Raw genomic sequence first — 23,031 nt, forward strand, 5'->3', positions numbered from 1 at the left:
TGCGGTGGGTCAAGCCCGACCGACCCCCGCGGGTTCGATTGGAAAGAATCTGCCCGGGACGGGCGTCACGCACCGGGGTACTCGTGCGAAGGAGAGCCGTTGACGCCCGAGCTTTCGCCGCCAAGGTTGGCTGGGCCCACCGGGTCCATCCCAGCAGGAGCTCGCTGCCGCCCAATCAGGGTAACGGCGCGAACTCTCAGGCCTTTGGGCCGGGCGCCGCCGGCAATTGCACCCACCCCGGCGAGCGCCCTTACGGGCTACCATCGCCAACCACCCCAGCGTCACCGAAAGCAGACGGAACTTTCGTGCGTTACAACCGTCAAGTCGAGAACCCAACGTGAACCCGTCTGACCGCGACGCTTCCATCAAGAGCCTGCGGCGTGCCGCGCTCTGGACCGCGATCCGCCTGCGTCTGGACCTGACCCTCGGTCGCGCCTTTCTCCTGCTCCCGGTTCCACTCGTGTACGCGGTCGGCGCCTTGACCTACGTCAAGGTGGCCCGTCCCCCTGCGGAGACCATCCAGACGCTCGGGTTCGCGGGTTTGGTACCGCTGTTGTTCTTCTTGGTGGGCACGGCGCACGCTTGGCTCAAATCCAGACCGGAGCACGCCGGCGCGATCGCCCTCGACCGCCACCACGGCTTGCACGATCGGATCACGAGCGCGCTCTCCTTTTCCGCAGAGGAGCCCGGCAAACGCTCGATGTTGATGAACGCCGCCATCGACGACGCGATCGTCAACGCCAAACAGCTGCAGCCGCGGCGGGCCGCGCCGTTTCACCTGCCCCGTGAAGTTCCGCTCGTCGCCTTCTTGATCGCCGGGCTCGTGGGTGTGGCGCTGCTCGAGGTGCGCACGACCAAGGTGCTGCCGCCGGAGAAGACCTTCGACGCCATGGTGATGAGCCCCGACGACATCGAGCTCTTCAAGGACATGGCGAAAGAGCTCGAGCAAAAGAGCCAAGACCCGGAGGTTCAGTCGGCGGTCCGGAAGTTCAACCAGCTGATCGAGGACATCGCCGATCGCCGCCTCGACCGCAGCGAGGTGTTCAAGCGGCTGGAAGAGCTCGAACGCCAGCTGATGAAGGGCGCGGAGGCCGACAAAGAGGCGCTCGAAGAGGGGCTCAAAAACATGGCTCAGGAGCTCGAAAAGAGCGAGCTGTCGAAGCCCATCGCCGAGCCGCTCAAACAGAAGAACCTCGCCGACGCCGAGAAGGCCATGCGTGAGCTGGCCGAGAAGCTGAAGAACAAGAAGCAGCCGCCGACCAAGGCCCAGCTCGACAAACTTCGCGAGGCGGTGAAGAAGGCCAGCGAGAAGAGCGCCGAGACGCTGAAGAAGCTCGAGGCGGAGCGGCAGAAGGTCGAAGAGGAGCAGAAGCGCCTGCTGAAAAAGAAGCAGGAGAACGACGGCGGCCTGTCGGAGAGCGACAAGAGCCTGCTGAAGAAGAAGGACCGACAGCTCGAGCGCCTCGATCGCGAAAAGGATCAGGCCAAGCGCGCGCAACGTCAGCTCTCGAAGCTGGACCGCGAGCTAGCCAAGGCCGCCGAAGATCTGCTCAAAGAGATGGGCGCTTCCGCCGAGGACTTCGATCAGGCTGCCGAGGACATCAACCGCATGGCGCAGGAAGAGATGTCCGACCAAGAGAAGGAAGAGCTGCGTCGCCGCCTGCAAGAGATGCGTGAGGTGATGCGGCAGCAGGGCAAGGGCGGCAAAGCTCGGATGCAGCGCATGCTCAAGTTCGGCAAACAAGCGCGGGGCGGCAAGGGCGGCGATCAAGGCGACGAAGATGGTCAGGGCGGCAAGAAGGGCCAGGGCATGAAACCCGGCGGCTCGGGCGGCGATCTGGTGATGGGGCAAGGCTCCGGCGGCAAATCGATCCCGATGCCGGGCCAGGGTTCGGGTCAAGGCCAGGGTCAGGGCCAAGGCCAGGGCCAGGGTCAAGGTCAGGGCGAAGGCGGGGACAAACCCGGTGGCGGGGCCGGCAAAGGCGGCGACAGCTACGGCACCGGCCACGATGAAAACCTGAAGGGTGAAGCCAGCAACCTGAAGGGCAGCACCAAGGACGTCACCGCCGCAGCGCAGGACACGGGGCAGGGCGGCGCGTCGAGCCAGGTGATCTACGGCGCTGCGCAGCGCGGCTTCGTCGGGCGGGGCTACAAGAAGGTCTACACGGACTACAAGACCGTGGCTGAGCGTGTGATGAACGAGGACCAGATCCCGCCGGGGTACCGCTTCTACGTGCAGCGCTACTTTCAGCTGATCCGGCCGAGGGATTGAGGCGTTGAAGACAGCGAGCACCGTGCTCGGTGAGCGTGCGGGCCACGCTCGCCCGGTCTCTCCGCTGGAGAATGGAATCGGAAAGAGGGCAGATGTCTGAAGAAGAAGCCAAGGCTGAGGTCGAAGCGTTCCGCAAGAAGATTGGCGCGCTCAGGGAAGAGATCGCTCGCATCATCGTCGGGCACCGAGAGGTCGTCGACGGTGTCCTGACCTGCATGCTGGCCGGCTCGCACGCGCTGCTCGAAGGCGTGCCGGGTCTGGGCAAGACCATGCTCGTGCGCACGCTGGCGGACGCCGTGGGGCTGAACTTCTCGCGCATCCAGTTCACACCGGACCTGATGCCCGCCGACATCATCGGCACGACGGTGATCGAGGAGGCGGGCGGCGGCAAACATGCGTTCGAGTTCCGCAAGGGGCCGGTCTTCGCCAACATCGTCCTGGCCGACGAAATCAACCGCGCCACACCCAAGACCCAGAGCGCTCTGCTCGAGGCCATGCAGGAGCACCGCGTGACCGTGGGTCGAACGACCTACGTGATCGAGGAGCCCTACTTCGTGATGGCGACGCAGAACCCGCTGGAGATGGAGGGCACCTACCCGCTTCCCGAGGCGCAGCTCGACCGCTTCTTCTTCAAGCTGCAGGTGCCGTTTCCGAATCGCGAGGACCTGCACGCCATCATCGAGCGCACCACCACGGACTACTCCGCCAAGGTCGAGTCCGTCGTGAGTGCCGAAGACATCCTCGGCATGCAAGCGCTGGTGCGCACCGTGCCGGTGGCCCGCCACGTTCAGGACTACGCGGTGCGCCTGCTCCAGGCCACCCATCCGGACGGGCCGGACGCTCCGGAAAAGGTCCGGCGTTATGCGCGTGTTGGTGCGTCGCCGCGCGGCGCGCAGTCCGTGCTGCTCGCCGCCAAGATCCGGGCGCTCTTCGAGGGCAGGTTCGCCGCGAGCATCGACGACGTGAAGGCCAGCGCCGCCCCCGCGCTGCGGCATCGCATGCTGCTCAACTTCGAGGGCGAGGCCGAGGGTGTGAAGACGGACGACTGCATCCGTGAGATCCTCGAGGAGCTTCCGGAAGCCAAGACCTGAGCGGTCAGCCCTCTCGCATGAGCCTCCTCGACGTCTTCAAGCGTGCGACGGCGCCGGTGTCCCGGCGTCTGGGTCCCGTCTCGCGCCGCTTCGGCATGGCCAAGCCGGCGAAGGAAGACCTGTTCGGCGACGACTTCCAGAAGAAGCTGGAGACCCTCGCGATCGTCAGTCGGCGGGTGTTCGCCGGCCGTCAGCGCGCGGAGCGACGCACCAAAAAGAAGGGCAGCGGCATCGAGTTCGCCGACCACCGCGACTACAGCGCGGGGGACGATTTTCGCTCCGTCGACTGGAACATCTTCCAGCGCTTCGGCCGGCTGCTCGTGCGGCTGTACGAAGAAGAGGAAGATCTCAGCATCTATTTCATCATCGACTGCTCGACCAGCATGGGTTTCGGCGACGGGCGCAAGTTCGATCAGGCACGACGGCTCACCGCCGCGCTGGCCTACGTCGGGCTCGCCAACCTCGATCGTGTGACCATCGTGTCGGCGACGGACGAGATCGTGGCGCGCATGCCCACGACGCGGGGCAAGGGTCGCATCTTCAAGGTGTTCGATTTCCTGCGGCGCATCGAGTGCGATGGGCAGACCGGGCTGGAGGACAGCCTGAAGACCTTCGTCGCTCAGCACAAACGCCGCGGCCTGGCGGTGCTGATCAGCGATCTCTACGATCCGGCTGGCTTCGAGGCGGGCATCAACGTGCTTCGCTACAACAAGTTCGAGCCGTACGTGCTGCACATCGTCGACCCGGCCGAGGCTCACCCCGCGCTCAAGGGCGACGTTCGCATCTACGACTGTGAGACCGGCGACGAGCGCGAGGTGACCGTCACGGCCAAGATGCTGGAGCGCATGGAGCGCGCTTGGAACGACTACCGCGACGACATCGAGCGCTTCTGCACCAAACACCAGGTCCCCTATTTCGCCGGTGACGTCGAGACCCCCTTCGACGAGCTGGTCTTGCGAGTCTTTCGCCGTGGAGGGTTCCTGCGCTGATGCTGTTCGCGGGCCTGCCCTTCGGGACACTCGTCACGATCGCCGCTGCGGCCGGTGGGCTGACGGTTTTGTTCTACATCCTGAAGCTGCGCCGGCGCCCGGTGGCCGTGCCCTTCAGCCGCATCTGGGAGCGCATCTTGCGCGACAAGGAGGCGACCAGCTGGTGGTCGCGCCTCAAGCGCCTGTTGTCTCTGCTCTTGCAGCTGGCGCTGCTCAGCCTGTTGATCTTGGCCCTGGGTGATCCGCGCATCACGGGCGCGCTGATCCAGGGGCGCAACATCATCGTGCTCGTGGACGCCAGCGCCAGCATGAAGGCCAAGGACGTCTACCCGTCGCGCATCGAGCAGGCGAAGACGGAGGTGAAGAAGCTGGTGCGCGGCATCAGCGGCTCCGACCGCATGCTGGTGGCACAGATGGACGCCGCCATCATGCCGCTCTCCACCATGACGGGTGAGCTCAGCGATCTGGACGCGGCGGTAGATCAGCTCCACGCAACGGACACTCGCGCCGACGTGAAGCGCGGGCTCCGGTTCGCCCTCGACAGCTTGAGCGGCCTCTCCAAGCCGGAGATCGTGCTGGTCAGCGACGGCGCGGTCGGAGATCCGAAGGAGCTGTCCGAGGGGCTCGACTTCGAGGGGGTCGAGGTGCGCTACGTGCCGGTGGGCAAGAGCAGCAAGAACGTTGCCATCACCGGCTTCTCCGTGCGGCGTTACCCGCTCGACAAGGCGCGCTACGAGGTGATGCTCGAGGTCACCAACACGAACGACGAGCCGGCCGACGTCGAGCTCACGCTGATTGGTGATGGCCAGGTCGTCGACGTGACGCGCATCTCGCTGCAGCCGAACGAAAAACTGCCACGGTTCTACAAGGACCTGGCGGGTGCCAGCCGCACCCTGGAGGCCAAGATCTCGCTCGGCAACGGCGAGAGCGACGATCTGCCGGCGGACGATCACGCGTTTGCGCTGATGCCGGAGCGCCGGCGCGCGCGGGTGCTGGTGGTGACCCCGGGCAACACCTACCTCGAAGCAACCCTGTTGCTCGACGAGTACCTGGACGTCACGAGTGTGGCGCCGGCGAAGTACCCGCCGCCCGGCAACTTCGACGTCACGATCTTCGACGGAGTGGCGCCGCCGCTCGCGCCCAACACCGGCGGTTCGTTGTACTTGAACCCGCCGCCCGAGGGCGGGCCGGTCAAGCTGGCGAAGGCCATCACCGAGTTCGGCTTCGACGTGTGGGACAAGAAACACCCGATCGTGCGCTGGATGAGCATGGGTGACATCCAGGTCGCGAAGGGCAACGCTTTCAAGCCTGAGAAAGAAGACAAGGTGATCGGCGCCAGCGAGGCGGGGCCGATCTTGGTCTCGGGGCGGCGCAGTGGACGAAAATTCGTCGCGCTCGGTTTCGACCCGCGCGACAGCGACTTCGTGCTGCGGGTGGCCTGGCCGCTGTTCGTGCTCAACACCATCAACGACTTCATCGAAGAGGACACGAGCTACGTGTCGTCGTTTTTCACCGGTGACGTGTGGAACATCCCGGCGCCGAGCGGCGCAGAGGTGGCCACGCTGAAGGCACCCGACGGCAAGACCCACAGCATTCCGGTCAAGGAAGGCCGCGCTGTCTACCTGGGGGACCAGGCGGGCTTCTACGAGCTCTTGGTCAAGACGGAGCCGGAGCCCACGACCAGCATGTTCGCGGCGAACCTGTCGAACCTGGACGAGAGCCGGATCAAACCCGCTGACACGCTGGACATCGGCGGCAAACCGGCGATCTTGCCCAGCGGCTTCGACCCCGGCATGCGGCGTGAGATCTGGCTCTATCTGCTGCTCGCGGCGGTCATCGTCTCGACCATCGAGTGGTTCACTTATCACCGGAGGATCACGGTGTGAGCCCGCGCCTGCGCAAAATAATCTGGGGTCTGTTCATCGTGCTGGTCGGCGCCGGGCTGTTCTGGGCCTATCAGCGTTACGTCATCGGGCCCCACGCGCCCGCGTTCAAGTGGGTGCGCGAGGGCAAGAACTACGAGCTGCTCGAGCCGCGCACGCTCGGCTTGCTTCTGCTCGCGCCGCTGCTCTTGTTTCTGCTCGGCCGCTCGCTGGCAGATCTGCCGTGGCAGCAGCGGGTGCTGGCGGTGCTGTTTCGGGTGATGTTCATCGGGCTCGTGGCGCTTGGCCTGGCGCGTCTCGCCCGCACCGCCGAGACCTCGAAGGTGGCGACGGTCTTTGTCGTGGATGTGAGTGACTCGGTCGAAGATCCGTCGCTCGAAGACGCTCGCAAGACCCTCGAGGCTGCCATCGACGCGCGCGGCAAAGAGGACGTCATCCGGTTGATCACGTTCGCGAAACGACCGCGGCTGATCGAGCTCAAGGAAGAAGGTGGCAAGCCCGTGGTGCCGTCGGCCCAGGAGCTGCGGGACAGCACCAAGGAGACTCTGCAGAAGCTCGGCGTCGACAAACCCGGCGCCGGCAGCGACGTGCAGGCGGGCATGCAGCTCGGTTACGGGGTGTTCCCGCCGGGGTATCTCAAGCGCATGGTGTTGATCACGGACGGCGTCGAGACCAGCGGGGACATGCTCGCCGAGTCGAATCGCGCCCGTGGTTTCGACGTGAAGGTGTTCAGCGTGCCGTTCCGGCGGCCGCCGCCGGGTGAGGTCGCGCTGCGCTCACTTCAGGTTCCGGAGAAGGTCGACATTGGCCAGCCCTTCGACGTGATCGCCAACGTGTATTCGAGCCGCGCCACCAAGGCGCGGGCGCAGCTCTACCAGGGTGAGTCGCTGAACGGGCTGGACTCGATCCGTGATCTGGAGCTGAAACCGGGCGAGAACGAGGTCAAGTTCAAGAGTGTCGTGCGTGTCGGCGGGCAGGTCACGTACGCGCTCAAGCTCAGCAGCATCAAGGACGACAAGTTCCCCGAGAACAACCAGTACGCCGTGACCGTGGACGTGCCGGGTCGCCCGACCGTGCTCTACGTCGAGGGGCAGCCGCAGCGCGCCACGTACCTGTCGGGCGCGCTGACCGCGCAGCAGTTCGACGTCGACGTGCGAGGGCCAAGCGGCTTTCCGAGCAGCGTCAAGGAGCTGGAGCGCTACGACTTCGTCGTCGTGTCGGATGTGGCGCGTGAGGCTTTTGGCGAGGCCTCACAAGATCTGGTCGAGAGATACGTGCGCGACCTCGGTGGCGGCTTTTTGTTCGCCGGTGGTGAGGCCGGCTACGGGCTCGGCGGCTGGGCGCACACGACCATGGAGCGCATCTTGCCGGTTCGCATGGACGCGGAGCGCAAGAAGGAGATGCCGAGCGTCGCGATGGCGCTTGTCATCGATCGCTCGGGCTCGATGACGGGCTTGCCGATGGAGATGGCCAAGAGCGCCTGCAAGGCCACGGTCACCACGCTCGAGGGAGACGATCTGATCGAGATCATCGCCTTCGACTCGACGCCGATCCGCTACGTGAAGTTCCAGCCGGCGCGGTACCGCAGCCGGATCAACAACGAGATTGCGCGGGTTCAGCCCGGCGGTGGCACCGAGATCTTTCCGGCCCTGGACATGGCGTACCAGGACATCTCGGTGGTCCAAGCCCGGAAGAAACACGTGATCTTGCTCACCGACGGTCGGGCGCCGACTCAAGGGCTCAAGGACGTCGTGCAGGCGATGATCGCCGAGAACATCACACTCACCACCGTGGGCCTGGGCGACGGCGCCGACCACGAGCTTCTGCGCATGCTGGCGGACACCGGCGGCGGGCGTTACCACGCGGTGCCGGACCCCAACAGCCTGCCGAAGATCTTCACGCGTGAGACCGAGATGATCGCGCGCCAGGCGGCCGTCGAGGAGTGGTTCCCGGTTCAAACGGTGACCAACGCCGACTTCCTGAAGGGGATCAGTGTCGGGTCGGCGCCGCTCTTGCACGGCTACGTCGCGACGCAGATGAAAGAGGCGCCGGCGCAGCTGATCTTGGCGAGTGACAACGGCGAGCCGATCTTGGCGCGCTGGCGGGTTGGCCTTGGTTACACGCTGGCGTGGACGAGTGACGTGAAGAACCTGTGGGCCGTCGACTGGCTGCGCTGGTCGGGCTTCGGAAAGTTCTGGGGTCAGCTGGTGCGCGAGCACATGCGGCACAAACACCGCCGTGAGCTCGACATGAAGACCGAGGTCGTCGGTGGCAAGGTGCACGCGGTCGTGGATGCGTTCACCGTCGACGAGCGCTTCGACAACGAGATCGAGAGCAAACTCTTCGTCATCGGTCCGGAGCCGGGCGGAGAGCGGCGCGAGTTCCCCATGCGCCAGACCGCGCCGGGGCGATACGAGGCCGATTTCCAGCTGGAGAAATACGGGTCGTTCTTGCTGCGCGCGGAGCACAACAAGACCAACAAGAAGGGAGAGACGAGCAACGTGGGCATGAGCTACGGCCACGTCTCGAACCCCTACCCGCGGGAGTACGCGAGCTTCGAGCCTGATCTGGAGCGCTTGTCGCGCGCGGCGCTCGCCGGCGGCGGCAAGGTCGACCCGGAGCCCAAAGAGCTGTTCGATCCCGGTGGTGAAAAGATCGTCTACTTCGAGCAGCTCTGGAGCCGCTTCATCATGGCGGCCATCGTGATGTTCCTGCTGGATCTACTGGTGCGAAGGATCCGGATCTTCGACCGCAAGTTCGTCCCCAAAAAGAAGCGCGCCTCCTGAGCGATCGGGCGGCGCGCGGGTGGGAGCGCTATTTTTGGGAAGGGCGGGCGCTGTTCCTGGGAAGGGTGAGCGCTGTTCCTGGGAAGGGTGGCGCTGCTGGGAAGGGTGGGAGCGCTATTCCTGGGAAGGGTGGGAGCGCTATTCCTGGGAAGGGTGGGCGCTGTTCCTTGGGAAGGGTGGCGCTGTTCCTGGGAAGGGTGGGAGCGCTATTCCTGGGACGGGTGAGCGCTATTCCTGGGAAGGGTGGCGCTATTCCTGGGACGGGTGGGCGCTGTTCCTTGGGAAGGGTGGGAGCGCTATTCCTGGGAAGGGTGGCGCTGTTCCCGGGAAGGGTGGCGCTGTTCCCGGGAAGGGTGGCGCTGTTCCCGGGAAGGGTGGCGCTGCTGGGAAGGGTGGGAGCGCTATTCCTGGGAAGGGCGGGCGCTGTTCCTGGGAAGGGTGGCGCTGTTCCCGGGAAGGGTGGCGCTGCTGGGAAGGGTGGGAGCGCTATTCCTGGGAAGGGTGGGCGCTGTTCCTTGGGAAGGGTGGCGCTGTTCCTGGGAAGGGTGGCGCTGCTGGGAAGGGTGGGAGCGCTATTCCTGGGAAGGGTGGGCGCTGTTCCGTTGGGAGGGGTGGGGCTGTCCCTGGGAAGGGGGGCGCTGCTGGGAAGGGTGGGAGCGCTATTCCTGGGAAGGGTGGCGCTGTTCCCGGGAAGGGTGGCGCTGTTCCTGGGAAGGGTGGGAGCGCTATTCCTGGGAAGGGTGGGCGCTATTCCTGGGAAGGGTGGCGCTATTCCTGGGACGGGTGGGAGCGCTATTCCTGGGAAGGGTGGCGCTATTCCTGGGACGGGTGGGCGCTGTTCCTTGGGAAGGGTGGGAGCGCTATTCCTGGGAAGGGTGGCGCTGTTCCCAGGAAGGGTGGCGCTGTTCCTGGGAAGGGTGGGAGCGCTATTCCTGGGAAGGGTGGCGCTATTCCTGGGACGGGTGGGAGCGCTATTCCTGGGAAGGGTGGGAGCGCTATTCCTGGGAAGGGTGGCGCTATTCCTGGGAAGGGTGGGAGCGCTATTCCTGGGAAGGGTGGGAGCGCTATTCCTGGGAAGGGTGGCGCTATTCCTGGGAAGGGTGGCGCTGTTCCTGGGAAGGGTGGGCGCCGCTTCCTGGGAAGGGTGGCGCGGTTCCAGTGGCGCTATTCCTGGGAAGGGTGGCGCTGTTCCTGGGAAGGGTGGCGCGCTTTTCCCAGCGCAAGTTCGCGCAGGTCCTCGGTCAGGGATCGAACCTTCGGCTACTCGGCACGCGGTAGTGCGACGATGAAACGCGCGCCGTGTCCCGGTGAGCTCTCGACCTCGAGTGAGCCACCGGCGCGGATCACGGCGGCGTGGACCAGCGCCAGGCCGAGGCCGGAGCCTTGGTCTTTGGTGGTGAAAAAAGGCTCGAACACCCGGGCGCGGGTGGCGTCGTCCATGCCGGCGCCGTCGTCGGTGAACTCCAGGATCAGGTGATTGTGGGCGACCGCGTCCTCCGCGGTCGGGTTCCGGAGCACGACCGAGACGTGGCCCTCCGCCTGAACGGCGTCGCGGGCGTTGGCCGTCAGGTTCAGCAGCACACGCTCGACCTCGGTCGCTTCCATCATGACGCGCGCGCTGTCCGTGCGGTCTTCGAACGTCAGGGTTGCCCGTCCGGCCAAGATCGCGGTGAGCGCTGGGCGCTCAGCCTCGAAGATGCTTCGGACGTCGCTCAGCTCGGGTGAAGACGCCGGCCCCCGACCGAGCTCGAGCAGCTGCTTCGAGAGCGCGTGCACCAGGCCGACCGAGTGCATGACGTTCTCGGCGAGCGCTGTCACGCTGGGGTCTCCGCGCGCCGCGAGCTGGTCACCGGCGAGTGATAGGCTAGTCAGCACGTTGTTGATGTCGTGGGCCACGGCGCGCGCCAAACGCCGGAGCGCTTCACTCTTCTGGTTCTCCAGCGAACGTTCGTTGTGTGCAGCCAGCGAGGCCTCGAGCGTGAGTCGATCGGATTGCTCGAAGATCAGCGCGACCATGTCGGCGACCGTGCTCGCGAAGTCGATCTCACGCTGAAGCCAGATGCGGGGCGCGCCAACGTGTTCGTGGCACACGACTCCGACGACCTGGCCTGCACGAATGATCGGAGTGTCCAGCATCGAGTTGATGTCGTTCGGAACCAGGTACGCCTCACGAAGCTCGGCCGTCGCGGGGTCGGTTCGTGCGTCGTCCGCAGCGATGGCTCGGCGCTCACCGAGCGCGGCGAAGTAGCCGGGGAAGTCATTGGCCGTGAGGGAGCTGCCGGCGCCGAAGCTGCGGCTCGAGCCGATGTAGAGCTGCTGGCAGTCGATGCGTTTGTGGCTTGAATCAAACAGCCAGATCCCCACTCGCTCCACGCTCAGCGCGCCGGAGCTGATCTGCAGTGCGTGCCGCGCGCCTACCCAGCGAGCCTCGTCACCCTCGACGCGCAGGCGCGCGAGCCGGAGTCGCGCAGTCTCGTAGCCCGCTCTAGTCATGTCGCCAGCGGAGTCTCTTGCCCGGGCGCGGGCGCACGTCAACGCAGCGCGAAGACGCGACCGGCGGGCGTGCGTCGTCATCAGTCGCAGCGGCGTTCCCCCGAACGCCGTGTTATTGCGGCAGCCGTGGACCGCCCGCACCTTTTCGCGCTGCTGCCTGACGAGATCGCGGACGCCTGCGGGCGCGACGGACTGGATATGGCCGAGGACGAGGCCCGGCGGCTGATGGCTCAGGTCTTCGAGCCACCCACCGCGCGACCGACCAAACGGCCGCTCTCCAAGCGGAAGTCCGAGGGGGTGGCTCAGCTGTTCGACCGGGCGCGTCTCGAGCTGATCGAGCGGGTCGAAAATCCTCGGGACCGTTTCGTGAAGTACCTGTTCCGCTCGCCGGACGGCGCGCTGTCGGAGGCGGTGCGGATCCCGCTCGAGAAACCGGATCGTTTCAGCGTGTGCCTATCGTCGCAGGTGGGCTGCGCGATGCAGTGTACCTTTTGCGCGACCGGCAGGCTTGGACTGAGCCGCAACCTCGAGGCCTGGGAGATGGTGTCGGCGTTCGTGCACGTGCGAGACGAAGCCCCGGGGCGCATCGTCGGCGCGGTGTTCCAGGGTCAAGGCGAGCCGCTTCAGAACTACGACAACGTGATCCGTGCCGCCCGTGTGTTGTCTCACCCGTGCGGTGGCCGGGTATCGGGAAAGTCGATCACGATTTCAACCGTCGGGCTCGCGCCGCAGATCCGACGGTTTGCTGCCGAGCGGCAGCCGTTTCGGCTGATCATCTCGTTGACCAGCGCCATCGAAGAGCGCCGGCGCAAGCTGTTGCCGGTGGCGGGTCGCGTCTCGCTCGAAGAATTGGCAGCGGCGGTTCGCGAATATGCGAGCGTCGCCAAACACGGTCGCCTGACCCTGGCCTGGGTGCTGATGTCCGGCGTGAACACGGACGCGGCGGAGGTCGCGGAGATCGCGCGGTTGTTCGGTGATCTCCGGCTTCGCATCAACCTGATCGACGTGAACGACGCCCGCCCCGGCGGGTTTCGGCAGGCTCCGGACGAGGAGCGCAAGGCCTTCATGAGCGCGCTACAGGTCCTGGGCGCACCCATCGTCCGACGTTACTCCGGCGGCGCCGAGAAACACGCGGCCTGCGGCATGCTCGCCGCTCACTTCGGTGCCGGAGCTGAGCCATTCCACCAGCGCTGAGGCCGCTTCGGACGCAGCGCGTGCACACACATCCAACGCCGCATTGCGGCAGCGGTCGACCGCCTCGACCAGTTCCGGCTAGAACCCGGCACATGACCCGCTCCTTGGCTGCCGCCGGCGTGCTGCTCGCCCTCCTCGCCTGTGGCGGCGAAGTGAAACAGGCCGAGCGCGATGAGGCGCGTGCCAAGTGCGAAAAGGAGGTCGGCTTCGACAAGGTCGCTAGCGAGTCCGCCCTTGCCAAGCTGAAGAGCGAGGGCTGCAAGGACAAGTCGCTGCTCGAGGGCTGTGCAGACTGGTGGAATCACACCGTCATCGCCTGTGTGTACCAGCGCGAAGGGGCCCGGGAGATCGAGGTCCATTCGGACCTGTTTGCGGAGACGGACACCCATCGCGAGCACCGCGAAGGAATGTGCGACGGCGTGCGCCGTGCAGTCTCGATGACCGACCGGGCGGTCGTGATCAACAGCCAGGGCAAACGCATGACTACGTGCGGCAAGCCGCGTCGTTGACCCTCGCCGTCACTTGCCGATCGCGCACGTTTCAACGCGCTCGACCGTCGAGCAGAACCCGCACCCTCTGCGCCAGTTCCACGGGGCTGAACGGTTTGTTGATCAGGTGCGTCCCTGACGTCGCGACACCGTGCTGGAAGAGCGCATCGTCGGCGTGGCCCGACATGTACAGGACCTTGATCTCGGGACGGGTCAGCGTCAGCCGTTCGGCGAGCTCGCTGCCGCTCATCTTGGGCATCACCACATCGGTCAGGACGAGCTGGATTTCCCCGTCGAATGTCTCGCTCGTCAACAAGGCTTCGCCAGCGCTTGCGGCGGTGAGCACCGAGTAACCTTCTGCCTCGAGGATGCGCCGGACCAGGTTGCGCACGGCCCCTTCGTCCTCGACCACGAGCAGCGTCTCGGTGCCGCGGGCAGGTGGAGCGGGTCTGACGGATGGCATGACAGTCGCGCTGCCCTCGACGCTTCGACGCAAGTAAATCTCGAACCGGGTCCCCTCCCGAGGTTCGCTGCTGACCGAAATGCTGCCCCCGGTCTGACTCACGATGCCGTGCACCGTGGAGAGGCCGAGGCCCGTGCCCTTGCCCTGCTGTTTGGTCGTGAAGAAGGGCTCGAAGATCTGCGCCAAGGTCTGTGCGTCCATGCCGAGGCCCGTGTCGCTGACGGCGAGCAGGACGTAGGGTCCGGGTCCCGGAGCGAGGTGCCGTGCCGCGAGTGCCTCGTCGAGCTCCACATTCGCAGTTTGGATGGTCAGCTTTCCTCCGCGAGGCATCGCGTCCCGCGCGTTGACCGCCAGGTTCATGATGACCTGCTCGATCTGACCTGGATCCGCCAGCGTCGACCCGAGGTCCGGCGCGAGCTCGAGCACCAAAGCCACGTCCTCGCCAATGATCCGGCGCAGCATCTTGTCGATTCCGGTCGCAATCTGGTTCAGGTCGATCAGCACCGGACTGAGCACCTGCCGGCGGCCGAACGCGAGGAGCTGGCGCGTGAGCGCGGCGGCCCGCTCACCCGCGTGTTTCACCTCCAACAGGTCATCCCGCATCGGATCACCCTCCCGCAGCCCCTCCAGCGCGAAGCCGGTGAAGCTGAGGATCACGGCGAGCAGATTGTTGAAGTCGTGCGCCACGCCCCCCGCGAGGCCCCCGATGGCCTCCATCTTCTGGGCTGTGCGGAGTCGCTCCTCCAACTTCGATTGCTGCTCGGCCGCCTGTTTGCGCTCGGTGATGTCGCGCTGGATCGCGAGGAAGCCGATCAAGGCACCGCCTTCGTCGACGACGGGGTTCGCCGAAGCATCCACGTGCACGACGCGGCCATCTTTCGCCCGGTTGACCATTTCGGCCCGGACCACCTCGTTCGCCGTCAGCGCCGCCCAGAAGCGGGCGTAGAACTCTGGAGCTTGCGCGTCCGATTTCAGAATGCGCGGGGTCTTGCCGATGGCCTCTCCGCTCGTAAATCCGTAGAGCAGCTCGAACGCCGGATTGACGTACGTGATGGTGCCGGCGCGGTCGGTCAAGAAGATCGCGTCGCTCGAGCGCGCCACTCCCAGCATGAATTGGCGATGCTCGTGCTCTGCGCGCCGGCGCGCGCTCACGTCGCGGACTGCGGCGAGCAGGTAGTCTCGGTCGAGGTGAACGAGCCTGATGTTGACCTCCACCGGAAATGTCGAGCCGTCCTTGCGCCGGTGTACCCCCTCCCAGAACAGCGAGCCGTCCTGTGCCATCCCCTCGCTGGTCATCGGGAACCTTCCGGGATCGACGCTCGGATCGATGTCGAAGACACTCGACGAGAGATACTCTTCACGGCTGAAGCCTAGATCGAGGCAGCCCTTCTGATTCACGTCGAGGAATCGGCCCGTCGTCGGATCGATCACTTCGAAGGTGTCGTTCGATTGATCGATGAGCGCGCGGAACAGAGACAACTCCTGCTCCGTGTGCCTCAACTCTGCGATCGTCTGGGTCAGCTGCTGCGTGCGTTCACCGATGCGCTGCTCGAGCTCGCGAGCGTGCTGCTCGTTGAGCCGCCGCTCCCGGCGTTCCTGTAGAATCACGGCCAAAACGACGCCAAAGTTTCGGAGATGCGGCTCGTACGGTGCAAATTCATCCGGGTCCGACAAGGTAACCCGCAATTGTCCGTGATGGGTCTGCCCACACCGCAGCGGAAGCCGGAGTACCTGCGGGTGAACTTCGTCGGTCGGCCCGCGGCCGTCATCGACGTGGTGCACGCTGGCGACACCGGGAATGTCGGCCAAGCCCCGGCACACGAAGTCCATGATCGCGTCCGCGTCGGGCAGCGCGGCCAGCACACCCTGCATGAGCAGGAGCTGTCCGAGGACACGCGCGTTCGGCAACGGCGAGGGGTCCGGATGCATCGTGTCGCTGCCTGGCCCGATTACAAACCCAGGTACGTCTCCGGCGTGATGAAGAACGGGTTGTTGACGACCGAACCCTGGACGACCATCAAGGGATGGACCTTGAGGATGTCCAGGATCATAGCGCCGTCGAAGCCGCGCGCGTCGTACTGGCAAACGGTGGTGACCGAGTGTGTTCGCAGCAAGACGCTCACCCTCGATTCATACTCCAGCAACCGCGAGCCGCCCGGCATCTGCTGGATCTCGGGTGACATCTCGCCAATCACGCGGGAGGCGACGTACCCATCCCGGACCGCGTCGTCGTGGAAGGCGGTCAGTACCAACAGCATGCGGTCGGGATCGAAGCGGCCGTCCTCGAAGTAGACGCCTCCGGCGGGCGCCAGGGAAATGGCCCCGGAAGCCTTGCGCTCGGCGTAGGAGATGTCGTGGTCGTCGAGGAACTCCGCGACGCGCTCCTCGCTCGTCTTGTCCGAAAAACAGCTGACGCGCTCGGTGGCGCGAAGCCCGCTCAGCAGAAAAGCGAGCACGGCGTTCTGCCGTTCTTCGTCGTCGGTGAAGAGCTGGCAGACGTGCGCTCCCGCAGGAAATCGCTGCTCGGTGAACCCCAGGGAGATCTCGGCTCGGGCCATGCTCCGCTCCTGCCATGGACGTTATCAGGTCGTGCCCCGCCCGGGTGGATGCCGCCGGGTCGTTCGGACCGCTGACGCGATTCACCCGGCCTTACTCGGTGTATTTGCTGCGCTCTCGCCGCTCACTTCGGTGGCGGAGCGACCTTCGTCTGACAGCCCACGACGACGTCGATCTTGCCGCCGTCGTCGGCCTTCACCTTGTCGCAGGTGGGACCGCAGAGCAGCACCTTGGTCTTGGTTGAGTCCCACTGCCAACCGTCCGCGCCCTCTGCGCAGGCCTTGTTGTTGTCCTGCAGCACCTCCTGGGCAGTGCCGCCCTTTGCGGTGTAGCTGACGTTGACCTTGGTTGGATCGATGGTTCCGCCGTCCTTGGGCGCCGGCAACACGAACTCGCAGCTCAGCTTGTCGACGATGCCCGCCGCGATGGAGTTGAAGATGTCGGACCAGTCCGTCTCGCAGATGCTGCGGATGATGCCGCCGGTCAGCTTGCTCAACGCCTGATATTCGATCCCGGGTGCCACGGCGGCGTTGCCCGCATCCTGTCCACTCGTGTTGCAGGTCTTGGTGGGATCCGTGGGGTCGTGCCCGATGATCGAGTGGAAGATGTACTTGCGGTTCTGCGCGGTGCCGAACATGCCCGGCGGCTGTGCCGAGTTGAGCGCCCAGTTGTCGAACCCAGCGGCGTTCCAGCCGGGGAAATCCGCCTCGTCGTCCGTGACCTCGACGAACACCTTGGTGGCGTCGAAGCGCGCCAGTTTGTTCCACGGCCCGCCCGTGAGATTGCAGGTGAAGAGCGGCGGAAACCCCACGCCCCCGTAGCTGAACGCGGCGGCGTAGAGTGAATTCGAGCTGTCGACCTCGCAGTCGAGCTGGGTGAACTTCGGTGGATTGTTGCCACAGCTCGGGCCAGCAAGCGGTGGATCGACACACACCTTCTGCGAGCTGGTGCCGCGCGCGGCGATCATGATCACCTGCCAGTCGATGATGCTCTTCGAGATCGTCGGCACGAAGCTCTTGTTGATCTGCTCGCGAACCTTCGCGATCTCGTCGCCCATCGAGCACGAGTTGTCGATCACCCAGACGATGTCGACCGCGGGTTTCTTGGCGGTCTCCGTGTATGTCGTGCACGCGGCGTCGGGATCCCCCGTGTCGTTCAAGCCCGTGTCGATGTTCACCCCGCCGCCCCCGCCGGAGCCGCCGCCCCCGCTCGCGCTGCTGCCGCCCTGGGCGCCGCCGCCCTGAGCGCCGGTCCCGGTTCCACCGGAGCCGCCGCCGCCGGCCCCACCGTTGCCCGCCGGATCGTTGCTCGTCGCCGAGCAAGCTGCGGCGAGTGCCACCCCAATGACCGCCGGTACAACCACGGTTCCGAGCTTCGAGCGCGCCATGTGCAGCGAAGCGTACAAGCAGGAGCTTGTTCGGTCCACCGGCCGGCGTCCATTCGCAGCGTGCCAGCTGAGCGCAGCGCGTCATGAGCCGCCATTGGGGTGACGCCGTCGCGGCCCCATGACCGCAGAGCCGCGCGCTCAATCGCACTCGCGGGCATGATGCGCGCGTGGATGCCGGCCGCCTCGTCTTGCTCGGGCTCGCGGCCGCGGTGGCAGCGATCATCAACTCCGTCGCGGGCGGCGGTTCGCTGATCTCGTTTCCGGCGCTGCTCGCGCTGGGAGTCCCGCCGGTGATCGCGAGCGCCACCAACACTGCGGCACTCACTCCAGGGGGTGTCTCATCCGCGGTTGCCTACCGAGCCGAGCTCCGACAACGCTGGCCCCTCACGCTGGTTTTCGCGGCGTGCGCGGCGCTGGGCGGAGTCGTGGGAGCGAGCGTGCTGCTCGCCGCGCCTCCGCGGGTGTTCGAGCTCGTCGTGCCGTGGCTGATCGGCGGCGCGACGCTGCTGCTCATCGTTCAAGATCGACTCGCGAAGCCCACACGTGCCGGCGCCGTGCGTGCGCCGACGAGCGCCCGAGTTTGGCTGGTGGCCCTCGGGTTCGCGGTCATCGCGGTGTACGGCGGCTATTTTGGCGCGGGCATCGGCATGCTCACTCTCGCGCTCCTTGCACTGCTCGGCAGCGCGACCTTGAACCAGCAAAACGCGATGAAGTGTGTGATCGTTGCCAGCATCAACGCGGCCGCCACGCTGTACTTCCTGGTCGCGGGTCGCGTGCAGCTCGTCACCGCGCTGGTCATGGCCGTCGGCGCCATGATCGGTGGATACTCCGGGGCCGCCATCGCGCGGCGCGCCGATCCGAGGCGTGTGCGCTGGGCGGTCGCGGCGATCGGGATCGGGCTGACCCTGGCGCTGGCGGTGCGGTACTACCGCTGATGGTCGCGCCCGCTAGCCAAGATGTGACCCCCGGCAAGCCGCCGAGCGCAGCCGAAAATCGGGCCGCGCCGCTTGATCTCATCGGCGTGGGACGGTACTCCCGGGCTCGCGATGACCCTCACCAAGACCCGTTTCGCCGCCGTCTTCCTGCCCGCTTGCCTGCTTGCCGTCAGCTGCGGCGGCGGCGCGCCCTACACCCCAGCGCCGATCGCGCCGGTCGTCACACCAATGCCGTCCACGGACTCGGAGAGCGATGGCAAACCCGATGCCGAGCAAGCCGCCGAGTTCGTCAAGGACGTGAATCAGACGCTGCTCGATCTTGCGCAGGACGCCGACCGCGCGGCGTGGGTCAAGTCCACCTACATCACGCCCGACACCGAGCACCTCGAGTCCAAAGAGCGCGAGAAGGTGATGGAGTTCCTCACGCGCAAGGTGAAGGAGGCGCGCCGTTTCGAGGGGCTCACACTGCCGCCGGATACAGCGCGCAGTCTGTACCTGCTCAAGTTCTCGGCGGGTCTGCCTGCGCCGAGTGATCCCAAGAAGCGTGCCCGGCTGGCCGAGCTGACGACGCAGCTCGAGAGCATCTACGGCAAAGGCAAGTACTGCTCACCTCGGCTGAAGGGCAAGGGCGAAGACAAGAAGAGCGAGTGCCTCGATCTAGATCAGCTCGGGAACATCCTCGCCAAAGAGAAGGACTACGACCTCTTGCTCGAGGTGTGGAAGGGCTGGCACACGATCTCGCCGCCGATGCGCCCGATGTACAGCGAGTTCGTCGGGCTCGGCAACGAAGGTGCGCGCGAGCTCGGGTTCAGCGACATGGCCGAGATCTGGAAGGGCGGCTACGACATGTCTGCGGCCGACTTCGAGCAGGAGATGAATCGCCTGTGGACCGAGGTGAAGCCGCTCTACGAGAAGCTGCACTGCTTCGTACGCGGCCGGCTATCCAAGAAGTACGGCGCCGACAAGGTGAAACCCGACGGGCCGATCCCCGCCCACCTCATGGGCAACATGTGGGCGCAAGAGTGGCAGTCGCTGTATTCGATGGTCGAACCCCACAAGGGCAAGGGCAACATCGACGTCACCAAGCAGATGAAGGCCAAACACTGGGACCACACCAAGATGGTCAAGACCGGTGAGGCCTTCTTCACGTCACTGGGCATGCAGCCGCTGCCCAAGACGTTCTGGGAGCGCAGCCTGTTCTTGAAGCCGAAAGACCGCGACGTGGTGTGTCACGCGAGCGCGTGGGACGTCGCCCTGTCGGGCGACCTGCGCATCAAGATGTGCATCCAGACCAACTTGGACGACCTCGTCACGATCCACCACGAGCTGGGCCACAACTACTACTACCAGCAGTACGGCAACCTGCCCGCGCTGTTTCAGGCTGGCGCGAACGACGGATTCCACGAGGGCATCGGGGACACGCTGGTCTTGAGCGTGACGCCCGAGTACTTGAAGAAGATCGGCCTGCTGGACAAGGTGAACGACGACCCGAAGTCGGATCTCAATGTCTTGATGTCGCGAGCCCTCGAGGGAGTGGCCTTCTTGCCCTTCGGCAAGCTGATCGACGAGTGGCGCTGGCGAGTATTCGACGGCCGCACCAAGGCGACGGAGTACAACAAGAGCTGGTGGGAGCTGCGCCGCAAGTACCAGGGCATCGCGCCGCCGGTGGAGCGCAGCGAGGCGGACTTCGATCCGGGCGCGAAGTATCACATTCCGGCCAACGTGCCGTACACGCGCTACTTCATCGCGCGTATCTTGCAGTACCAGTTCCACCGCGCGCTGTGCAAAGCGGCGGGTTACACCGGGCCGCTCTACAAGTGTTCGATCTACGGCAAACGCCGCCGCCGGCAAGAAGATGATCGACATGCTGAAGCTCGGGGCAAGTCGCCCCTGGACGGTGGCGCTGGAGACGATCTCGGGCGAGCGTCGTATGGACGCCACGGCGATCATCGACTACTACGCGCCGCTCGCGACCTGGTTGGACGAGCAGAACAAGGGTCAGAAGTGCGGCTGGGACTGACTTGAGCTTCGGTGCGGTGAGCCCACGGCTGGTAGCTGGCCGGCCCTTGGTGGTCGACGCCGACACCGGCGCGTGTTTTCGCTCGCGCGGCGTGGCCATCGACTCACCCGGCGCGGTGGGGCAGCTGCTGCGGAGTCGCCCGGACGACGTCCTCGATCACTACCGGGCCGAGGTGAAGAGTCGAGTCACCATCCTCACTGCTCTCACCGCCGACACCACTCCGCGGGCGCTGGCCGAGGTCGGCATGGAGCATCGCTCGGCGCTCTTGACCGGCATGGCCCTCGAGCTCGCGCTCGACGCCGCCCGCGCGGGCGAGAAACCCGTGGCCGTGGCCGGTGTGCTCGGTAGTGAGATGGTCGCGGCGCTGCAGCCGCATCGCATGAGCGAAGAGCTGGTGGAGCATGCTACCCGCATCGCAACGGCCGGCGCCGAGCTGATCCTGGCGCGCGGGCAGGGCTCGCGGCTGGAGCTGATGGCCGCGGTGGGCGCAGCCGCGCAGACCGAGCTGCCGACCTGGGCCGTGGTCGAGTGTCTGCCGGGCGGCGAGCTCGCACACGGAGGGCTGCTCAGTCAGCTGCTCGAAGATCTGTCCCGCGCGGGCGCCTCGGCGGCGCTCTTCGAGGTATCGAGCATCGACGACGGCATCTTGCTGCTCGACCGGATGGGGCCGTTCGCAGGCTCACTGGCGGCGGGGGTGTTGCTCTCGGCGAGCAGCGACAGTGTGCGCGGATTTCCCAGCGAGGACATCGATCCCGTGCGCTGGGCCGCCCGTGCTCTCGAGCTCGACAGCGGCGGCGCGCGCATCATCGGCGGTGGCGCCGGCACCACCGAAGCGTTCACCCGCACGCTCGTCGAAGAGTTGACGGCGCTGCACCCGTCGATCCCGGCGTCGCGCTGAGGAATGACCAGCGGCGTTGACGCCGGCGTGCTGGTTCACTGCAACACGGTCAGATTCACCGCGCCAAAACCGCCCTTCTTCAGCGTGATGCGCTGTGACTTACCGACGCCGCGGGCGCCCAACCAGACGTTGTGAGTGCCGGGCGCGAGCCAGACTCGCCCGAAGGCAATGCGCGCCGGCAGCGTCGACCAGCTGCGCGTGTCGGGTGTGTCGGCCGCGACCAACGTTGCCTGCGTACCAAGGCTGAGCAGCATGCCGAGGGCGCCGCCGCCCGAGCTTCTGCGTACGACCTCGCCGGCAGCGATGCGGGTGATGAGTCGTGTGATCGCGCTGCCGACGATGGCGCCCTTTGCGCTCTCCCACGCGCGCACGGCTTCGCGATCGACCGCGGCCATGCCTTCGAGCTTCTGCCAGCGGCCGTCGACCGCGAACTCCGGAATGTCGTACTGACCGCGCGGTTTGCCGAGCTCCGGATAGTTGACCCAGGTGACCAAGCCTTGTGCTGCGAGCGCGCTCGCGCGATTGCGATCGTGCGGCGCGAGATCCCCGGAGACCCAGGTGAGCGCGAGACCGATGGGCACCCGCTTGGCGACCTTCGCGGGCACACGACCGAAGCTCAGGATCACGAGCAGCTCGGCGAGCTCTTCTTTCGCCGGACCCTTGGCGGGGGCCTGCGGTGTCGTTTTGTCGTCGGCGGGTTGGCTCCCCCCCGGGTTGGCGTCCGAGTCGGCCTTGACTGCGTCTCGCGCTTCGCTCGCGCCGCCGTCGTTCGCTTCTTCTCCGCCCTTCGGCTCGGGATTGCCCTCGGGGGTCTTGGTCGGTGGCGGTGTCTTCGGCGTGAGCTTGGGATCGGCGTCACCCAGAATGGCTCGAATGCGAGGCGAGCGGTACGCGGCGGACTCTGCCAGCCGACGAATCGGCTCCACGAGCGAGCGGTAACTGCCGTAGGCGAGCGCCTCGTCGTAATAACGCAAGGCCTCCTGGCTGCGCCCGCTCTTCTCGAACATGAACCCCGCCAGGTAGCTGCCCGGACCCAGCAAGCTCGCGCTCGGGTCCTTCCGCTCCGCGAGATACTTCTGCATCACGGCCAGGCGCCGCGCTTCCACGCGACCGCCGCTCAGATCCCCGCGCACCAGGTAGTTCACCATGTTCATGGTGTTGATCATCAGCTTCTCGTACGCCGGTGCACGATACGGGCCGGACTCGTCCGAGAACAGGTAACGCCCGAGATCGGAGCCGACCCCCCGCGACAGATCGAGGAGCTCGATCTGCTTGTCGGCGGTCTGCAGATCGCGACTCGACAGATCGTAGCGGTCGAGCTGCTGGAGAATGATGGCGCGGTCGAGCAGGAACAGGATCTTGTCGCCGCTCGTGTCCTTCGGCACCTGCTCCGCCCGGTCCACTCCCAGGGCTTCGTTGTAGAGCGCGAGCGCGCGCTTCGGCTGACCCGCATCCAGAGCGCTGCGCGCCTCTTTGGTGTGGTCCGAGTGACTCGCACAACCCGCGACCGCGACCGCGAGAGCGAGGAGCCACGCCGCGCTGAGCGGCGCGCTCTTTGGGCGCGCGATCATGGGCG

Annotated in this window: 14 protein-coding genes and 1 pseudogene; 10 read left to right on the forward strand and 5 right to left on the reverse strand. The window is 66.0% G+C overall.

Annotated elements, in window-relative coordinates:
- Positions 1-337 precede the first annotated feature (337 nt).
- From IPI67_01720 to IPI67_01740, 5 genes are all read left to right on the forward strand, one after another.
- The gene (locus IPI67_01720; GenBank protein MBK7578899.1) at positions 338-2,272 is read left to right on the forward strand and encodes a hypothetical protein; all 1,935 of its coding nucleotides are present in this window, start codon (positions 338-340) and stop codon (positions 2,270-2,272) included.
- A 92-nt stretch (positions 2,273-2,364) separates the two neighbouring features.
- Complete coding sequence (locus IPI67_01725) at positions 2,365-3,363, forward strand: MoxR family ATPase (protein ID MBK7578900.1); 999 nt, start codon at positions 2,365-2,367, stop codon at positions 3,361-3,363.
- 17 nt (positions 3,364-3,380) lie between these two features.
- Positions 3,381-4,352: a DUF58 domain-containing protein gene (locus tag IPI67_01730; GenBank protein MBK7578901.1), complete on the forward strand. Its 972-nt coding sequence runs from the start codon at positions 3,381-3,383 to the stop codon at positions 4,350-4,352.
- A complete protein-coding gene (locus IPI67_01735) occupies positions 4,349-6,238 on the forward strand; it encodes a VWA domain-containing protein (GenBank protein MBK7578902.1) in 1,890 nt (629 codons plus the stop codon). The genes IPI67_01730 and IPI67_01735 overlap by 4 nt, the downstream gene beginning before the upstream one ends.
- On the forward strand, positions 6,235-9,021 hold the full coding sequence (locus tag IPI67_01740) for a VWA domain-containing protein (GenBank protein MBK7578903.1): 2,787 nt from the start codon (positions 6,235-6,237) through the stop codon (positions 9,019-9,021). Before IPI67_01735 ends, IPI67_01740 begins: the two co-directional genes overlap by 4 nt.
- 1,260 nt (positions 9,022-10,281) lie before the next feature.
- Here IPI67_01740 and IPI67_01745 read toward each other — a convergent pair.
- Complete coding sequence (locus tag IPI67_01745) at positions 10,282-11,514, reverse strand: GAF domain-containing sensor histidine kinase (protein MBK7578904.1); 1,233 nt, start codon at positions 11,512-11,514, stop codon at positions 10,282-10,284.
- A 126-nt stretch (positions 11,515-11,640) separates the two neighbouring features.
- Between IPI67_01745 and IPI67_01750 the strand changes: the two genes are divergently transcribed.
- Both IPI67_01750 and IPI67_01755 read left to right on the forward strand, forming a co-directional pair.
- Positions 11,641-12,708, forward strand: a complete 1,068-nt coding sequence (locus tag IPI67_01750) for a radical SAM protein (protein MBK7578905.1) — start codon at positions 11,641-11,643, stop codon at positions 12,706-12,708.
- A gap of 92 nt (positions 12,709-12,800) precedes the next feature.
- Positions 12,801-13,217 carry a hypothetical protein gene (locus IPI67_01755; GenBank protein ID MBK7578906.1) on the forward strand — a complete coding sequence of 139 codons (417 nt, stop codon included), beginning with the start codon at positions 12,801-12,803 and terminating at the stop codon, positions 13,215-13,217.
- A 31-nt stretch (positions 13,218-13,248) separates the two neighbouring features.
- Here the strand turns inward: IPI67_01755 and IPI67_01760 are convergent, their stop codons facing one another.
- The 3 genes from IPI67_01760 to IPI67_01770 form a co-directional block, all read right to left on the reverse strand.
- The gene (locus tag IPI67_01760; GenBank protein ID MBK7578907.1) at positions 13,249-15,588 is read right to left on the reverse strand and encodes a PAS domain S-box protein; all 2,340 of its coding nucleotides are present in this window, start codon (positions 15,586-15,588) and stop codon (positions 13,249-13,251) included.
- Positions 15,589-15,608: 20 nt separating this feature from the next.
- Positions 15,609-16,217: an MEDS domain-containing protein gene (locus tag IPI67_01765; GenBank protein ID MBK7578908.1), complete on the reverse strand. Its 609-nt coding sequence runs from the start codon at positions 16,215-16,217 to the stop codon at positions 15,609-15,611.
- Positions 16,218-16,339: 122 nt separating this feature from the next.
- Positions 16,340-17,602 carry a hypothetical protein gene (locus tag IPI67_01770; protein ID MBK7578909.1) on the reverse strand — a complete coding sequence of 421 codons (1,263 nt, stop codon included), beginning with the start codon at positions 17,600-17,602 and terminating at the stop codon, positions 16,340-16,342.
- A gap of 167 nt (positions 17,603-17,769) precedes the next feature.
- Between IPI67_01770 and IPI67_01775 the strand changes: the two genes are divergently transcribed.
- The 3 genes and pseudogenes from IPI67_01775 to IPI67_01785 all read left to right on the forward strand — a co-directional run bounded on the left by IPI67_01775 (position 17,770) and on the right by IPI67_01785 (position 21,455).
- Complete coding sequence (locus tag IPI67_01775; GenBank protein ID MBK7578910.1) at positions 17,770-18,537, forward strand: sulfite exporter TauE/SafE family protein; 768 nt, start codon at positions 17,770-17,772, stop codon at positions 18,535-18,537.
- A 111-nt stretch (positions 18,538-18,648) separates the two neighbouring features.
- A pseudogene (locus IPI67_01780) lies at positions 18,649-20,557 on the forward strand (M2 family metallopeptidase).
- A 1-nt stretch (position 20,558) separates the two neighbouring features.
- Entirely contained in the window at positions 20,559-21,455 is an 897-nt protein-coding gene (locus IPI67_01785) for a homocysteine S-methyltransferase family protein (protein ID MBK7578911.1), read from the forward strand.
- Between the two features lie 35 nt (positions 21,456-21,490).
- Here IPI67_01785 and IPI67_01790 read toward each other — a convergent pair whose 3' ends face one another.
- Positions 21,491-23,026, reverse strand: coding sequence for a hypothetical protein (locus IPI67_01790; protein ID MBK7578912.1), 1,536 nt, complete (start codon positions 23,024-23,026; stop codon positions 21,491-21,493).
- Between the last annotated feature and the right edge of the window lie 5 nt (positions 23,027-23,031).

The sequence above is a fragment of the Myxococcales bacterium genome, from assembly GCA_016706225.1.
In the GTDB taxonomy this organism is placed as follows: Bacteria; Myxococcota_A; Polyangia; order Polyangiales; family Polyangiaceae; genus JADJKB01.

Coding starts and splice junctions, on each gene's coding strand:
- IPI67_01725 (MBK7578900.1), top strand. CDS start 2,365: ATGTCTGAAGAAGAAGCCAAGGCTGAGGTCGAAGCGTTCCGCAAGAAG.
- IPI67_01730 (MBK7578901.1), top strand. CDS start 3,381: ATGAGCCTCCTCGACGTCTTCAAGCGTGCGACGGCGCCGGTGTCCCGG.
- IPI67_01745 (MBK7578904.1), bottom strand. CDS start 11,514: ATGACTAGAGCGGGCTACGAGACTGCGCGACTCCGGCTCGCGCGCCTG.
- IPI67_01755 (MBK7578906.1), top strand. CDS start 12,801: ATGACCCGCTCCTTGGCTGCCGCCGGCGTGCTGCTCGCCCTCCTCGCC.
- IPI67_01760 (MBK7578907.1), bottom strand. CDS start 15,588: ATGCATCCGGACCCCTCGCCGTTGCCGAACGCGCGTGTCCTCGGACAG.
- IPI67_01765 (MBK7578908.1), bottom strand. CDS start 16,217: ATGGCCCGAGCCGAGATCTCCCTGGGGTTCACCGAGCAGCGATTTCCT.
- IPI67_01770 (MBK7578909.1), bottom strand. CDS start 17,602: ATGGCGCGCTCGAAGCTCGGAACCGTGGTTGTACCGGCGGTCATTGGG.
- IPI67_01790 (MBK7578912.1), bottom strand. CDS start 23,026: ATGATCGCGCGCCCAAAGAGCGCGCCGCTCAGCGCGGCGTGGCTCCTC.